This window comes from Paenibacillus sp. JDR-2 (genome assembly GCF_000023585.1).
GTDB lineage: Bacteria > Bacillota > Bacilli > Paenibacillales > Paenibacillaceae > Pristimantibacillus.
In genome coordinates this window covers 1,214,155-1,228,992 of sequence record NC_012914.1, presented here as the reverse complement: position 1 = coordinate 1,228,992, position 14,838 = coordinate 1,214,155, and the positions used below count along the sequence as shown (strand labels likewise).

Annotated in this window: 14 protein-coding genes; 4 read left to right on the top strand and 10 right to left on the bottom strand. The window is 51.6% G+C overall.

Translation table 11 applies throughout. From position 1 onward, the window contains the following. Nucleotides 1–67: 67 nt before the first annotated feature. The 4 genes from PJDR2_RS05300 to yyaC are packed head-to-tail and all read right to left on the bottom strand — an operon-like array spanning nt 68 to nt 3,348. Entirely contained in the window at nt 68–1,255 is a 1,188-nt protein-coding gene (locus PJDR2_RS05300) for a class I SAM-dependent methyltransferase (protein WP_015842641.1), read from the bottom strand. A 31-nt stretch (nt 1,256–1,286) separates the two neighbouring features. Further along, nucleotides 1,287–1,934 carry a DUF6483 family protein gene (locus PJDR2_RS05295; RefSeq protein WP_015842640.1) on the bottom strand — a complete coding sequence of 216 codons (648 nt, stop codon included), beginning with the start codon at nt 1,932–1,934 and terminating at the stop codon, nt 1,287–1,289. Between the two features lie 21 nt (nt 1,935–1,955). Next, on the bottom strand, nt 1,956–2,783 hold the full coding sequence (locus PJDR2_RS05290) for an alpha/beta fold hydrolase (RefSeq protein WP_015842639.1): 828 nt from the start codon (nt 2,781–2,783) through the stop codon (nt 1,956–1,958). A gap of 4 nt (nt 2,784–2,787) precedes the next feature. Continuing rightward, nucleotides 2,788–3,348, bottom strand: a complete 561-nt coding sequence (gene yyaC, locus PJDR2_RS05285; protein ID WP_015842638.1) for a spore protease YyaC — start codon at nt 3,346–3,348, stop codon at nt 2,788–2,790. Nucleotides 3,349–3,499: 151 nt separating this feature from the next. Here yyaC and PJDR2_RS05280 point away from each other — a divergent pair, with 151 nt between their 5' ends. Beyond that, nucleotides 3,500–3,727: a DUF1128 domain-containing protein gene (locus PJDR2_RS05280; protein WP_015842637.1), complete on the top strand. Its 228-nt coding sequence runs from the start codon at nt 3,500–3,502 to the stop codon at nt 3,725–3,727. Nucleotides 3,728–3,971: 244 nt separating this feature from the next. Here PJDR2_RS05280 and PJDR2_RS05275 read toward each other — a convergent pair whose 3' ends face one another. The 4 genes from PJDR2_RS05275 to PJDR2_RS05260 all read right to left on the bottom strand — a co-directional run bounded on the left by PJDR2_RS05275 (nt 3,972) and on the right by PJDR2_RS05260 (nt 8,512). After that, nucleotides 3,972–4,442 (bottom strand): hypothetical protein, encoded by a 471-nt coding sequence (locus PJDR2_RS05275; RefSeq protein ID WP_015842636.1) that lies wholly within the window; start codon nt 4,440–4,442, stop codon nt 3,972–3,974. Nucleotides 4,443–4,695: 253 nt separating this feature from the next. Continuing rightward, entirely contained in the window at nt 4,696–6,285 is a 1,590-nt protein-coding gene (locus PJDR2_RS05270) for a UDP-glucose--hexose-1-phosphate uridylyltransferase (protein WP_015842635.1), read from the bottom strand. A gap of 36 nt (nt 6,286–6,321) precedes the next feature. Further along, nucleotides 6,322–7,308 (bottom strand): UDP-glucose 4-epimerase GalE, encoded by a 987-nt coding sequence (gene galE / locus PJDR2_RS05265; protein ID WP_041613297.1) that lies wholly within the window; start codon nt 7,306–7,308, stop codon nt 6,322–6,324. Nucleotides 7,309–7,339: 31 nt separating this feature from the next. Continuing rightward, nucleotides 7,340–8,512 (bottom strand): galactokinase, encoded by a 1,173-nt coding sequence (locus tag PJDR2_RS05260; RefSeq protein WP_015842633.1) that lies wholly within the window; start codon nt 8,510–8,512, stop codon nt 7,340–7,342. Between the two features lie 191 nt (nt 8,513–8,703). Here PJDR2_RS05260 and PJDR2_RS05255 point away from each other — a divergent pair, with 191 nt between their 5' ends. Then, on the top strand, nt 8,704–9,567 hold the full coding sequence (locus PJDR2_RS05255) for an AraC family transcriptional regulator (RefSeq protein WP_015842632.1): 864 nt from the start codon (nt 8,704–8,706) through the stop codon (nt 9,565–9,567). A 55-nt stretch (nt 9,568–9,622) separates the two neighbouring features. Continuing rightward, nucleotides 9,623–10,858, top strand: a complete 1,236-nt coding sequence (locus PJDR2_RS05250) for an NAD(P)/FAD-dependent oxidoreductase (RefSeq protein ID WP_015842631.1) — start codon at nt 9,623–9,625, stop codon at nt 10,856–10,858. Between the two features lie 78 nt (nt 10,859–10,936). Here the strand turns inward: PJDR2_RS05250 and PJDR2_RS05245 are convergent, their stop codons facing one another. Further along, the gene (locus PJDR2_RS05245; RefSeq protein ID WP_015842630.1) at nt 10,937–11,506 is read right to left on the bottom strand and encodes a general stress protein; all 570 of its coding nucleotides are present in this window, start codon (nt 11,504–11,506) and stop codon (nt 10,937–10,939) included. A gap of 183 nt (nt 11,507–11,689) precedes the next feature. On the opposite strand from PJDR2_RS05245, the gene PJDR2_RS31765 reads away from it, so the two are divergent. Beyond that, nucleotides 11,690–12,856, top strand: coding sequence for a magnesium transporter CorA family protein (locus PJDR2_RS31765; RefSeq protein WP_015842629.1), 1,167 nt, complete (start codon nt 11,690–11,692; stop codon nt 12,854–12,856). Nucleotides 12,857–12,884: 28 nt separating this feature from the next. Here the strand turns inward: PJDR2_RS31765 and thrS are convergent, their stop codons facing one another. Continuing rightward, nucleotides 12,885–14,798, bottom strand: a complete 1,914-nt coding sequence (gene thrS, locus PJDR2_RS05235; protein WP_015842628.1) for a threonine--tRNA ligase — start codon at nt 14,796–14,798, stop codon at nt 12,885–12,887. Nucleotides 14,799–14,838: the final 40 nt, after the last annotated feature.

Here is a 14,838-nt window from a genome sequence, read left to right as displayed (position 1 = left end):
TCCATCTATTTCCATTGTAACAAATGTTATTTCAGTCGACAATTCCTCCCATAGGACTTCCTGCGTATTATTTTTCGGAAGAGGTAGGCCAAAGGTCCGACAGCATATGTTCCAATGACGGAGAAATATTCAGGAAGCTGCGGAATTGCTCGTACTGCCCCCACTTCTCCATCGACCCTTTTTGCCCGCTGCGGACAGCGCGAATCAACAGGTTTTTAGGGGTATGCTCCGGATCGACAAACTCCAGCATCTGTACTTTGTAACCAAGCACCTCGAGCAAAGTGCCCCTGGCTGCGTCCGTTGCAAGAGCGGAGAAGCGCTCCTTCAGAAGTCCCTGCGACAGAATCGGCGATAATACGTCGCTCTCAACCTGCCGGAACAATTCATGCTGGCAGCAAGGCACGGACATAATGACCGAAGCTCCCCATTTGACTGCTTTGGCAAGCGCCGCATCCGTCGCCGTATCGCAGGCATGCAGGGTAACGACCATATCGGCTTCGTTTAGCTCTTCGTAATCAGCGATGTCCCCCACCAGGAACTTCAGCTTGTCATAATGAAGCCGGTCCGCAAGCTCTTGGCAAAAAGCGATGACATCCGCCTTCAAGTCCAGGCCGATAATCGAAATCTCCCGCTTCTGCTCAATAGCAAGCAGGTGGTACAAGGCAAAGGTCAAATACGATTTGCCGCAGCCAAAATCAACGATCGTAAGCGGCTTGTCCGCAGGCAGGCTGGGCAGCACATCCGTCACCATCTCTAGGAAACGGTTAATCTGTCTATACTTGTCCTGTTTCTTTGCGTGTACGGCTCCATCCTTCGACATAATGCCCAGCTCCACCAGAAAAGGCGCAGCGGTCCCTTCGGCCAATATCCGGTTTTTCTGACGGTTATGCTGAAGCTCTGCCGAAGCCTTCACCGCTGCGGTCGGCGGCTTGCTGAGAATCGTTGCCTTTCCCTTCTTGCTGAACAGCAACTGAAGATCCTCCGTTGCCGTCTTGAACAGCGCCTGCTTGTAATCGCCTTCGAGCAGCTCGACGATTCTGGCACCGGCCAGCTCGGGCTTTACGTTATCGTGGGTTACTTTATTGCTGTAATGGTATTCGAACTGCAGATGAAGCCCGTTCTTCAGTTGAACCGGCCGCACCACTGTTTTGGGGGCAGCCGCCCCATCCTTGCGGCGCAGCTGGCTTAACGTTCCCTGCAGCAGTTCTCCTGCATCTACGATTTTTTGTATGGACTGCTGCCATTCTTGTGTCATATTGAAAAGTCACTCCCATAGATCTTTGCTTTTATTTATTTGTTGCTAAAGAATCCAGCCCGTATTGGACTTCCTCACGCGGCAATCCGCCGGCTTCCAGCTTCTCGTCGTCATAATATAACAAGCGGCGGTAGAAGGCTTCGACCTCTTCGCCAGTTACCGCTTCATCTTCCATAAGCTCATATAGGACATCCTCCGCTCCTGCGAACTGTCCTTCCCCCTCCAGCCATTCGGCTTGCAGCTGCTTGGTATGGTTAGGCAGCTCATAAGCTTTTAACTGCTCCAGCAGCTGACCGGCTTCCTTCGAAGGGTTCACAAGCGTAGGCTCGGCGTCAACTAACGACAGCCTCATAAAGAGCTGCAGCGCCTTTAAACCGGAAGCAAAGCTGGCGTCTTCGTTGCCAAGCTCGGCATGCAGATCCGACTCTTGCTTCAGGGTTACGGCTATAGCCTGTATTTTGTCCGTCTCCATAACGCCGTTTGTAGTCAGCACCGCCATCAGATCCTTATCGGACAAGGAACGGATCAGCTTACCGCTAAGTCCAAACCTTTTATCCAGCAGCTCATCGATTACGAGCAGGGCATCCTGATGTTTAAGCTCCCGCTTTAACTGCAATATTTGCCCGACGGCTTCCGTCATCTGTTCGATCATGTTCATTAAGTAGTCTCGACGAAACAACCTGTTCCCCTCCCCTATTGGCTAATTAAGCTTATTTATGAAACGCAGGACTGCTTCCGCAAAAGCTTCAGGACGCTCCACCATGCCCATATGGCCGGCTTCCGCAAGCTTCTCGCGGGTAACGTTTGCTCCGTCGATAACAAAGGTGCGTTCCACGGGAATAATTTGATCCTGCTCGCCCGCCAGGAGCAGTACCGGCAGCGAGGTCTGCTTCAGCACCTCCGTACGGTCGGGACGCTCCTTCATCCCTTTGGCTGCGCCAATCGCACCAGACGCGCTTGTCCCTCTGCCAATGGCAATGGAACGTTCTACCTGATCCGGCATCGCTGATTTATTGTCCGGGGAATAAAGCTTCGGAACAAGGCCCTCTACAAACGCGCCTACGCCGTCCTTCTTGATCGCGGCTACGGCATTGTCCCTGTTTTCCTTCGCCGCATCGCTGTCGGGCAATGGCGTTGAATGAACTAGCCCAAACGCAGACAGCTTCTCTTCAAAGCGCTCGGCAAACGCAAGCGTAATATATCCTCCAAGCGAATGGCCGAGAACGCAGGCCTTGTTTATTTTCAATTGATCCAGCATGGCAGACAGATCGTCTGCATACAATTCCATAGCATTCGTCTCTTCCGGTCCAGTCTCCCCGGAAGAGCGGCCATGTCCGCGCAGATCGAGCGCAATAATGCGGGCATGTCGGGCAAGAGGCTCTACAACCTGCTCCCAATAGGCGGAGCTCCCGCAATAGCCGTGAAGAAGCACTACAACCGGCTGTTGAACCGTCTTGGAATCATAATAAGCTAACGAGATACCGCTTGGCAGCGTGATCGTGTGATTGGCGATTGTAAGTTGCGTCATTGTTTTACCCCTTTGAAAAAGTTATTTGTCCAGCCAAGCCGGAAGCTTGCTTCCATGCCTGATCCACCAGCTCTGCAACCGTCTCAGCCATCTGCATGACGGTGTACAGCGAGGTCGTCTGAAGCGTCATGTAAGGCTTATGACTGCTGGCATTAACGACACCGGCAATGCTGTAATCTCCAACAGCGGGCAGCCGAGCCCCCGTTGCCTGACCTGGCGTAAGCGGCCCTTCCGCAGTAATATACTTTCCAACGGACAGCGGTTTGCCGAGACAGGCATCAACCGCGATAATTACGGCATGCTCCCGCTCCGCCGATTGTTCCAGCGCTTCTGCGAACCGCTTTGCGTCACAGGGCTGCTTTAATGTTCCGAAGACATAAGGCCAACCCCGTTCTTCCAGCTTGGTGCCCACCAAAGGGCCAAAGCTGTCTCCCGTAGAGCGGTCCGTACCGATACATAGGAATACGACCCTGCTCCGGTCAGGATGTCTCCCGGCAACATGAGCCAAAAATGCCTGAAGGCCCTCCACTCCGTTATCCGCTTGATCGATTGCCTTTCCTGACATGAATACACCTGCTTTATGTTCGTACAAATGGTAGTTTCTTTCATTGTACCCGAATTACACAGTATGGTTCAATTTACGGGCATGGGATGCGTGAAATATGTTACAATGGCGAGAATAATGACAAGTAGTAAGTATGGAGAGGGGACTAATCATGGTGAATCTGGAAGAACAAACCCAGCAAAACGTGGAGTATATGATCGAGACCATCAAAACAAAGCTAAGAATGGCGACAGCGGCAGCGATGCAGGCTTCCCACTTCAACATTGATCAATACGAGGATATCCGCGATTTGTACGAAGTTGTAGCTTCAAAGGATAAATTCAGCATCAGCGAGGTTGAAGCCCTTGTATCGGAGCTTGGCAGGCTGCGCGGTAAATAGAGTCAAACAAGAAAGCACCGGCAGGCGTCAAACCTGCCGGTGCTTTCTTGTACGCCCATCGGACTTCAGCACGAAGCCTTCAGTCCTAGCTTTATGTTAGCCGTACTCTGAAAGTAACAATAATTATTACAATCTTTACCACTAACAGGCATTAACTAGCATTTTTTAGACATATGTTCAATAACCGAGCATGAAGAAAAAAAAGAGGAGCTCCTATCCCAATCAGAGCTCCTCTTTTGCTGCCTTATTCGTTTGTTTCCTCGGCTTCCATAGAAGCCCCGGCTTCAGCCGATTCGATGGTCAAGCTGATTTGCACCGGCTTCTGCTCCCCCTTCAGGAAGAACGCCAGACGCTCAAGCTTTTCCGCCAGTTCCGAGCCTGTAAGCGTTGTATTCAACTGATAGTTGAAATGGTCTGCCGGCTGTTCATCCTGCTGGGTATAAGTGCTGCGGCCTCTCCAGGTGCGTTCCTTGGCTCCGCCCTGTTGAACCAGCAGCTGGTCCTGCATCGGGTAAAACTTATCTGATTTATTCACCACGCGCTCGTAAATCCGCAGCTTCTTGAGCAGCATATAATATTGCGCCGAATGCTTGAAATTCCAAGCTTCCCGAATATCCTTAAGCGTATAGTCCATCTTCCAGCGCTTTAGCTTTTCGATCTGCTCCTCGGCATTCAGCTGCAAGAAATCATCTAAAGGCATAATTGCTTCCGGCATCTTGACCCCTCCGTTAACCTGAAATAAATGCTCCAGATAAGCGTTGACTTTCCCCTTTATCAAAAAAAGAACACGTATCTTTCATTAAAAATATAACAATGCGAATAGTTTATATTTTCATATAAAAAATACCATAATTTTTTTCGATTTACAAATTAATTTCTTTACAGATTTGTATTATTGCACATTCCTCATATAAAAAAAGCCGTCGTACATGTCCCTAGGGCAATACGACGGCTTTAGACCTACAATATTAGGCTTGCTTCAGGCCAAATGCAGCCAGGAAACGCTGGAATGCGGCATAGCCTTCTTCGGTTTGCTTGAACACGCCTGCGTCCTTCAATACCTCGGAGAACTTGGCGCCGGTCTCGCCTTCCACGATAGCTTGTGCCTGTTCATCCGTATTGGAAGCGCCATAGCGGGCTACCAGCGATTCAATCCATTCCGCATGGAGATAAAGCGGATGATCCGTGCCGTGCAGCTCGTTATGGAGCGCTTCGGTCTTGCCGGTCAGATAACCGGCAATCTGCTCAAGCTCCGCCTTCAAGCGGCCAGGGAGCACGGCCAGCCCCATAACCTCAATCAGGCCGATATTTTCTTTCTTGATATGATGCAAGTGCTGATGGGGGTGGAAAATCCCCATCGGATGCTCTTCGCTGGTCCGGTTGTTGCGGAGCACGAGATCAATCTCGTAAGCACCGTCATCAAGCAGTCTTGCAATCGGGGTGATTGTATTATGCGGTGTCAGCGAACCGTCGCCATTGGCCGTAAAAGCAAGCACGTCAACCGCTTCGTCGCTGTAGCCGCGCCATGTATCGAGCATCCGGCATGCTGCCTGCAGGACATCGTCCTTGGAAGCGCCGTTTACGCGAACAACCGACATCGGCCAGTTGACGATGCTGAAGCGTACGCCCGGCAAGGAAGGATCCGTAAACGAAGCTACCGGTTTTGCCTTCTCCATCGGGAAGGTATGGCGTCCAGCCTGGAAGTGGTCATGGCTCAGAATCGAGCCGCCAACGATCGGCAAATCGGCATTGGAGCCGATGAAATAATGAGAGAACTGCTCCACGAAGTCCAGCAGGCGCTTGAAGGTGCCATGAGAGATCACCATAGGTTCATGGGCGCCTTTGAACACGATGCTGTGCTCGTTATAGTAAACATACGGCGAATATTGGAAGTACCATTGCTGATTATCCAGCGTCAGCGGCAATACGCGAAGATTCTGACGAGCCGGGTGATCCGCGCGGCCGGCGTAGCCGACGTTCTGCTCGCAGAGCAGACATTTCGGGTAATGCGCCTGCGGCAAGGTTTTGAGCAGCGCAATTTCCTTTGGATCCTTCTCTGGCTTCGACAGATTGATCGTAATTTCCAGCTCGCCGTACTCGGTTTCGTGCAGCCAGTATTTATTTTTCTGAATGCGGTCCATCCGGATGTAGTTGGAATCGATGCTCAGCTTGTAAAAAGCGTCCGTTGCCGCTTTGATCCCGGCTTCGGCCGTTGTCTTGCGGAACGCAGCCGCAGCTTCGGAGGGACGCGGCATAAGCAGCCCCATGATGCGGGCATCCAGCAAATCGCGGTAAGTCAGAATGTTGTCTTCGATTAGACCAATCGAATATCCGTAATCGAGCAATGGTTCAAGCAGCGATACGGGGCTGTCCAGCTCTTCATCCGGAATCTCGCCTTCATGCGGCTCCGTGAACTTGAACAGATCCAGCAGCGCATTACGCGAATAGTTCGCGTCAAGCGGTTCAATCATCCCTTGACGAAGGGCAAATTGGACAAGCCTGTCGATTAGGACAAGCGCATCCGCTGCGGTAACGGCCGTATTTTCTTTGACTGTCATGATGTAAAAAGCTCCTTTCCGTTCCTAAGCGGCTGCTTAGTTGCTGTAACCGTTAGGGTGATTGACGTGCCAGTTCCAGGCGCTGCGGATAATATCCTCAAGGTTCGCGCGGGACGGGTTCCAGCCGAGCTCCTTGCGGGCACGTGCCGAAGATGCAACAAGCGTAGCCGGGTCGCCTGCGCGGCGAGGCTCGATAACCGCTTTGATCTCGCGCTCCGTTACCTTGCGGGCAATCTCAATCACTTCTTTAACGGAGAAGCCTTGGCCGTTGCCGAGGTTATAAATCGCGCTCTCCGAGCCTTGACGAAGCTTATCTACGGCAAGGACATGGGCGTCGGCGAGGTCGCTGACATGGATATAATCGCGGATGCAAGTGCCGTCCGGCGTTGCGTAATCATCGCCGAATACCGAGATATGCGGACGTTGGCCAAGCGCTGCCTGGAGCACGATCGGAATCAGATGGGTTTCAGGGCTATGGTCTTCACCGATTTTGCCGCTGGCGTGAGCGCCTGCCGCATTGAAGTAACGAAGCGATACGTATTTGAGGCCATGAGCGACATCGAACCACTTCATCATTTTTTCCATTGCCAGCTTTGTTTCGCCGTAAGTGTTTGTCGGAAGCGTGCGGTCGAATTCGTCGATCGGCACGTTCTCGGGCTCGCCGTAAGTTGCCGCCGTCGATGAGAAGACGATCTTCTTTACGTCATGCTCAATCATTTTTTCCAGCAGGCAGAGCGTACCGTACACATTGTTATGATAATATTTCGCAGGGTTTGTCATGCTCTCGCCAACCAGCGAGTTTGCAGCGAAGTGAATAACTGCGTCAATCTTGTTTTCTTTAAACACCGTATCCATAAATTCTGCGTCGCGAAGGTCGCCTACGTACAGCTTGCCTCCAACAACCGCCTCGCGGTGACCTTGCTGCAGATTATCGACTACTACGATTTCTTCTCCGCGTTCTGCAAGAGCAGCCACGGCGTGCGAACCGATATAGCCCGCTCCTCCGGTTACTAATACTGCCATACTCCTCATCCCACTTTCTCTATGTTTTATATTATTGAAGCTGTTCTACACCATTGCCGATGCTGCAAACGTAGAAGTCGGGAGTAAGTCCCGTTGCTTCCGTATATTTGCGTCCTACTTCTTCCTTGAAGCGTTCGATGCTGTCTTCGTGAACAAGCGATACGGTACAGCCGCCGAAGCCTGCGCCAGTCATACGGGAGCCAAGCACACCCGGAACCTGGCGTGCGGCAGCAACCATCGCATCAAGCTCAGAACCCGTTACTTCGTACAAATCGCGGAGCGAGTCGTGCGAGCCGTTCATGTATTGGCCAAACGCTTCGAGATCGTTTGCTTTCAGGGCATCCATTGAACGAAGAACGCGGTCGATCTCTTCGACTACGTGCTGTGCACGGTTGCGGACAACTTCATCCTTGATCAGATGTTTGTTGGCGTTGAACTGCTCCAGATTGATTTGGCCCAGAAGCTTAAGTTCAGGGAATGCCGCCTGCAGGTCAACAACGGCCTGCTCGCATTGAGAGCGGCGCTCGTTGTACGCGGAGTCTACCAGACCGCGGCGTTTGTTCGTGTTGCCGATGACCAGCTTGTAAGCGCCGGATTGGAACGGAACGAGCTCGTATTCAAGCGTATCGCACATCAGCAGAATCGCGTGGTCCTTCTTGCCGTTAGCCACCGCGAACTGGTCCATGATGCCGCATTGCACGCCGTTGAATTCGTTCTCCGATTTCTGGGACAGAAGCGCAATTTGAACCGTGTCCGTAGGCTTTCCTTCCATCGTAAGCAAAGCGTAAGCTGTTACTACTTCAATCGATGCTGAAGAGGACAAGCCCGCGCCGTTCGGAATTTCGCCGTGGAAGAGCAGATCGTAACCGCTGCTGAATTGGATACCCTTTTGCCCCAGTTCGTAAACGATTCCCTTTGGATAGTTCATCCAGTCATCCGCTTCGTCGAATGCGATTTTGTCGATATCAAGCGATTTGGAGGAAGGGAAATTTGTTGTCGCGAGGCCAAGCTGGCGGTCATCGCGCTTGCGGATAAGCAAAGTCGTGCCGAACGTAAGTGCTGCCGGGAATACGTAACCGCCGTTATAGTCGGTATGCTCGCCGATCAGATTGACGCGTCCTGGTGCGTGAAAAGCTTTGATCTCAGCGGCTTCTCCGCCGAATTGCTGTATAAATTGTTGTGTAAGCTGCTCGATAGAGGCCATATGCTTGCAACAGTCCTTTTTTTGTATAATTTTTGAAGCCTTTGTTCTATTTCAGTATAACGCAAGCCATAACGCGAGCAAAATGGCGCAAAGTGCTTTTCACATGGATTTATGTGACTTTCAGCAACCCTCTTGGCATGATAATATGGGATTATTGTAAACCCCACACCAGAAGGCAGGTGCCGTCAAATATGAGGCAAGATACTTATAAGGTAGCTTCCAATCCCGTCATTACGTACAACGAGCATATGAATGTATTGTTTGCAGGCGAGAGCCAAACCAAACCGTCCCATCAGCGGGGACCTAAAGTATATGATTTTTACCTCATGCATACGGTGCTTGAAGGGAAGGGGGAATTCACCTGCGGGGGAAAAAGCTATCCTCTTCAGGCAGGGGATACCTTCCTAATCGAACCGGAAGCGCTAGTCAGCTATATCTCCAACGCGGACGAGCCCTGGCTGTACCGCTGGGTCGCCTTTAACGGCCCGCAGGCGGCCGAGCTTGCGCAGGCGGCTGGCTTCTCCGTGGCCAATCCCGTAGCCGAGACGGCTGCGATAAGGCGCGTAGGCGTCCTGTACAACCACATTTTCAGCATTTTTCGCAAAAACGATCCTGCAGCCCATCTGAAGGCCGCCGGTTATTTGCAGCTGCTGCTGGCTGAATTTTGCACGGTCCATAAGCTTTCGGAAGATAATGCCGCTATGACCAATATGGATGACACCGATAAGCTGATCCAGCAAATGATTCATTACTTATCAACCCAATACGCCCAGCCTGTTTCTATCGAGCAGATGGCCGAATCCTTCGGCTACAATCGTGCTTATCTTTCTCGCGTATTCAAACGTTATACAGGCGAATCGCCCATTACGTTCTTGCTCAAGCTCCGGATCGATAAGGCCCGGCAAATGATCAGGGAACGAGAAGGGCTGACTATCGAACAGATAGCGGCGTCTGTCGGGCTCCAGGACTCCTTGTATTTCTCCAAGCAATTCCGCCGTTTCTACGGCTTATCCCCTTCCGCCTACCGCGAATCCATGCGTCAAATGAAGACATAACGGGTAATCAAAAGTTAGTCCGAATTGGGGCATATTAACGGATGAGGTGATCTTCATGAAGGAGCTGCACAGCGGTCATTTATTCTGGCCGACTACTTGGAAGCAGCATAAATCTTACCCTGTAATCTCCGGAAATCTGCAAGTGCGGGTTGCCATAATCGGAGGCGGAATGTCCGGATCCATGTGCGCTTATATACTGGCGAAGAGCGGAATAGCTAACGCCGTCTTCGAAAGAGGCACTATCGCGGGCGGCAGCACTTCCGCCAACACGGGCTTATTGCAATTCTCTAATGATGTTATGCTATGCGATCTGATTGATCAGATCGGCCAGCAGGCGGCTGTGCAATTCTATGCGGCCTGCAAGGAAGCGGTCAAACAAATCGGCCTGATCGCGGGCGGGCTCGCCATCGATCCTCATTTTGTCCCTCGGAGCAGCCTTTATTATGCCAGCTCGGAGCAAGAGCTGCCTAAGCTTCGGAAAGAGTACCAGGCGCTTAAGCAAAACGGCTTCGACATCGACTTTTGGGAAGCGGATGCGATCTCCCGTCACTTTCCGTTCCGGCGCTCCGGAGCGATAATAACGAAAGGAGATGCCGAGGTGAATCCGTTCCGGTTCGTGCACGGGATTGCCGATGCCGCCGCCGTTAGCGGAGCAAGGCTCTACGAGCATACGGACATCGTATCCCATGAACGTTCGAAGAATGGAAAGCATCGGTTATCAACGGCTGAAGGTCATATTATCGAAGCGGACCGTGTCATCTATGCCATTGGGTACGAACCGGAAGAGCTTCGCGGCAAGCTGGTCAAGCCGATTCTTAACCGGTCTTTTGCGGCGGTAACAGCCGTTCAGGATCAATCGAAGCTTGAACAGAGCTGGCATAAGCGAATGATGGTCTGGGAAACGGCAAGGCCATATTTGTATATGCGAACAACCGTTGATAACCGGATCGTAATTGGCGGTCTCGATGAGCCAACCGAGCACCCCATTGACGGCGAGCAGGAGCGCAGCAAACGTATAGATAAGCTTTATGACAAGCTTACCGCACACTTCCCGATGCTGGATGTCCCATTCGAATACGAATGGAGCGCGACCTTCGGAGAATCCGTCGATAATCTGCCTTTTATAGGAGAAGATCCCGCTTTGCCCGGCGTTTATTACTGTCTGGGATACGGCGGCAACGGCACGGTTTACAGCATGCTGGCCTCCCTTCTCCTGCGTGATCTGATAAATGGCGATCAGCATCCATTGACGGATATCGTTGGGTTGAAGCGGCCATCCCTTCAAGCATGAGTTTGGTTGCGTTACAGCAGCATACAAAAAGGGATTCAGCCGAGAGCCGAATCCCTTCTTCTAATTATTAAACAAAAATCAGGAGCCGTGGAAGATCCGCTTCGCTCCGTGCTGCCTGAAGATACCCTCTGCGATGCCAAGACGCGACAGGTCCGGACCGCCATCCTTATCCAGCAAGGATTTGCTCTCTTCAGACTCGATAATCACTAAGGTTGCGCCTTCCCGGATGGAATCACGACAGGAGGCCGCTTCCTGCTCCTCAAGTCCAAGCGCCATCATAGCTCCTTCAATATGATCTTCATCGCCGAAAATATAATCTCCAGTCAACGTGTTTCCCATTGCCGTCAGCCCTGCAGCCGCAAATCCCGGGTTCCATGAGCCGCCTCCCGTCAGACCGATGGCCGGAATAAAAGCTGCCCCGGTCCAAGCCCTTCCGCGGCTTTCGTCTCTCTCCGCTTCGTTTGCTGTCTGCGCCAGCTCCGTCAATTCGTCGACGTGGACGTCGCTTTCGGCTTCAATACGCCGGGAATGCTCGCTATCCTTCGCGAGGATCTTCATTTCCCCTTGGACGAAACCGGCTTGCTCAAGGGAATGAATGGTATCGATAACCTGCTGCTGTGTAGCAAATGATCCAATTATTTTAGCCATTGTCTCATCATCCTCCTCTTCTTCCTTCAAGGTAGTTATACCCTGTTTCGCCCGCAATCAATCTCGGTTAATCTGGGTTATAGGAAGTTATAGGAAGGTTGTGCAAGAAAGCCGTTCAGGTTATGATGAAGAGTAAGCGACATGGAATTCGGAATTTAGACAGGAACGAACAGGAGGTAAACAATGATTCACCGGATGCTTCGCTATCCCGCGGACTGGGAATGGCATGTTCTTCAGCTGGAACGGCCTCCAATGGAGACAACCGAGGAATTGCCAAAGCGCAAAGACAATCGAAAAAAAGCTGACCCGTCTAAGGCATCTATGACATTTACCTCACCTCCTGTAACAGACGATGAATTTGAAGAACAAATGACCTGCAAGCGCATCCTTCCCGAATGCTCCAGCTGGCTGGACGAGTGCTGGGGCAGACAGGTCAATAAGGTTACCGTGATGCATTTCGCCAATCAGGGTACAATCGTATCCGGTACCTTGATGCTTCAGGCCTCAGAGGAAATGACCGATGTACAGCCTTTTCACTTCTGGCTTACCGTTGATAAACTTGTTACCCTTCACACAGACCTGCGTCTCATGATTCGCTTGCAGGAGGATTCCGTTACTTCCCGGCTCAAGGACTGCGCATCCGCTCCCGAAGCGTTCTTTGTTATGCTGGGGCAGCTGCTTGGACCTTTCCATACCGGACTCGACGGCTTCGAAAAAAGGCTTGGCGAGCTCGAGCAGGCGATGCGGATATCGAACAGAACGGGGCTTCTCGACGTCATCTTTGAACGCCGCTATGATTTATTGCATTGGAGCCATCTGTTTATCCCCATTAGGGAGCTGTACGGTGCTGCTCAAGAGGCTTTTATGGACACGCTGACCGAAACGGAAGTATTCAAACGAACCACCTACAAGCTGGACCGGATTGAATCCCTGCTGAAGCATTACGCGCTCGAGATTGATACGCTGATTTCGATGGATGATGCACTCTCCAGCTTCCGCGGCAATGATATTATGAAGACACTGACAATCTTCACCGTAATCTTCACGCCTGCAACCGTTATAGGCGCCCTATGGGGAACAAACTTCAAACCGCTTCCTTGGGATACTCATCAGTTGGGCTTTACGGGCATGTGCATCGTTATCCTTTTTATTACGATTCTTATTTACGCCTGGCTGTGGCAAAAAGGCTGGACCGGCGATTTGCTCACGGGACGGGACTCCAATAAGAATAAGAAAAGTCAAAAGCAGATTGTGATGCTCGAAGAACAGTTAACCGAGAGAAGCGAAAGCATGGAGACAGAGCCGGATCTGTCCAAGCTGTCACGCAAAAGGCGCTCCAAGACGATCTAACATCGTCGGGGAGCGCCTTTTTGCATTTCTATCTTCGTTTGCGGAATTCCTCTACGATTGCTCCGGCGATCTCTTCCAGCTGCTGTACGGAGCCTTCCGCCTCGCCGCGTTTGCGGACCGACACGCTGCCGCTTAAACGCTCGTTTTTACCGACGACAAGCATATAAGGAACCTTCTCTAGCTGGGACTTCCGTATTTTATTGCCGAGTTTTTCGCTGCGGGCATCAACTTCTACCCGAATTCCTGCTTGAATAAGCTGCGATTTGACCTGAAGCGCGTAATCCAGCTCATGCTCCGATACCGGAATAACCTTAGCTTGCACCGGCGCCAGCCAGATCGGGAAAGCTCCGCTGTAATGCTCGATCAGAATTCCAAGGAAACGGTCAAGTGAGCCATAAATCGCGCGGTGGATGACAACCGGCCGCTGCTTCTTGTTATCCTCGCCGATATAAGACAGATCAAATTTCTCCGGCATTTGGAAATCGAGCTGGATGGTTCCGCACTGCCAGCTTCTCTTCAGGGCATCGACGATATGAAAATCGATTTTCGGCCCGTAAAAGGCACCGTCGCCTTCATTAATGCGATAGTTCACTCCCTGTGCGTCCAGCACATTCTTCAGAGACTGCTCGGCTTCATCCCACAGCTCATCCGAGCCCATATAATCGGCAGGCCGGGTCGACAGTTCGACGGTATAAGCAAATCCGAATACCTTGTATACCTCACCGATCAAACTCATCACTTTGCCGATTTCCTCTTCAATCTGATCCGGTCGGACAAAGAGATGGGCATCATCCTGGCAGAAGGTACGTACCCTCATCATGCCGCCTAATGCCCCAGACAACTCATGCCGGTGTACCTGGCCAAACTCCGCCAGACGTACCGGAAGCTCCCGGTAGGAGCGCAGGCTGTTCTTGAAAATCAGCATATGACCCGGGCAGTTCATCGGCTTTAATGCAAATTCGGATTCGTCAACTTTAGTGAAATACATATTGTCCTTGTAATGCTCCCAATGTCCCGACTGCTCCCACATCCGCTTGTTCATCATAAACGGCGTACGGACCTCTTCATAATCGTTCCGGTTAAGCAGTTCCCGGGAGAAGTTTTCCAGCGCGGTCCTTATCGCCATTCCTTTAGGCAAATAAAACGGCATCCCCGGCGCTTCCTCCGAGAACATAAACAGCTCCAGCTCTTTGCCCAGCTTGCGGTGGTCCCGCTTCTTCGCTTCCTCCAGCTGGTACAAATAGTCAGCAAGCTCAGTCTTGTTGAGGAAAGCTGTACCATAGATGCGCTGAAGCATCTTATTATCGGAATCGCCTCTCCAATAAGCACCTGCCACATGAAGCAGCTTGAAGGCTTTGATACGGCCGGTTGAAGGCAAGTGAGGTCCCCGGCATAGGTCCGCAAACTCCCCTTGCTCGTAAATACGTATAACTTCTCCATCGGGTAAATTCAGGATCAGCTCCAGCTTGAGCGGCTCTCCTCTTTCCCCGAAAAGAACTAGCGCCTCCTCCCGCGAAACAATCCTTCGTTTAATCGGCAGGTTCTCCTTGACGATGCTCCGCATTTCCTGCTCTATGGCTTCCAGGTCCTTGGTCGAAAGCGAATGGTCCAGGTCTACATCGTAATAAAAGCCGTCTTCGATTACCGGTCCGATGCCCAGCTTTACCGCCTCGCTGCCATACAAACGTTTGATCGCCTGCGCAAGCACATGAGCGGTACTATGCCGGGAAATATAAAGCCCTTCCGGGCTGTCCAGAGCAATCATGTCGATTCGGCTGCCATCGCCAAACGTCTCATCAAGATCGGCCATCGTGCCGTTGATTGCCCCCGCTATTATCGTTTTCTTCCAATTGGCATCCATTGATTCCGCTACCTGCGCAATGGTCGTGCCTTGCAACACCCTCCTTATGCTTTCGTCTGGCCAAACAGCTTGAATCTCCATTTTTGCTCCTCCAATTCTTCCTTATTTTTTTGAACGCAAA

Excerpts from the sequence above, each read along its gene's own strand:
- PJDR2_RS05300 (WP_015842641.1), bottom strand. The coding sequence starts at position 1,255 with ATGACACAAGAATGGCAGCAGTCCATACAAAAAATCGTAGATGCAGGA.
- PJDR2_RS05290 (WP_015842639.1), bottom strand. The coding sequence starts at position 2,783 with ATGACGCAACTTACAATCGCCAATCACACGATCACGCTGCCAAGCGGT.
- yyaC (WP_015842638.1), bottom strand. The coding sequence starts at position 3,348 with ATGTCAGGAAAGGCAATCGATCAAGCGGATAACGGAGTGGAGGGCCTT.
- PJDR2_RS05280 (WP_015842637.1), top strand. The coding sequence starts at position 3,500 with ATGGTGAATCTGGAAGAACAAACCCAGCAAAACGTGGAGTATATGATC.
- PJDR2_RS05275 (WP_015842636.1), bottom strand. The coding sequence starts at position 4,442 with ATGCCGGAAGCAATTATGCCTTTAGATGATTTCTTGCAGCTGAATGCC.
- PJDR2_RS05270 (WP_015842635.1), bottom strand. The coding sequence starts at position 6,285 with ATGACAGTCAAAGAAAATACGGCCGTTACCGCAGCGGATGCGCTTGTC.
- galE (WP_041613297.1), bottom strand. The coding sequence starts at position 7,308 with ATGGCAGTATTAGTAACCGGAGGAGCGGGCTATATCGGTTCGCACGCC.
- PJDR2_RS05260 (WP_015842633.1), bottom strand. The coding sequence starts at position 8,512 with ATGGCCTCTATCGAGCAGCTTACACAACAATTTATACAGCAATTCGGC.
- PJDR2_RS05255 (WP_015842632.1), top strand. The coding sequence starts at position 8,704 with ATGAGGCAAGATACTTATAAGGTAGCTTCCAATCCCGTCATTACGTAC.
- PJDR2_RS05250 (WP_015842631.1), top strand. The coding sequence starts at position 9,623 with ATGAAGGAGCTGCACAGCGGTCATTTATTCTGGCCGACTACTTGGAAG.
- PJDR2_RS05245 (WP_015842630.1), bottom strand. The coding sequence starts at position 11,506 with ATGGCTAAAATAATTGGATCATTTGCTACACAGCAGCAGGTTATCGAT.
- PJDR2_RS31765 (WP_015842629.1), top strand. The coding sequence starts at position 11,690 with ATGATTCACCGGATGCTTCGCTATCCCGCGGACTGGGAATGGCATGTT.
- thrS (WP_015842628.1), bottom strand. The coding sequence starts at position 14,798 with ATGGAGATTCAAGCTGTTTGGCCAGACGAAAGCATAAGGAGGGTGTTG.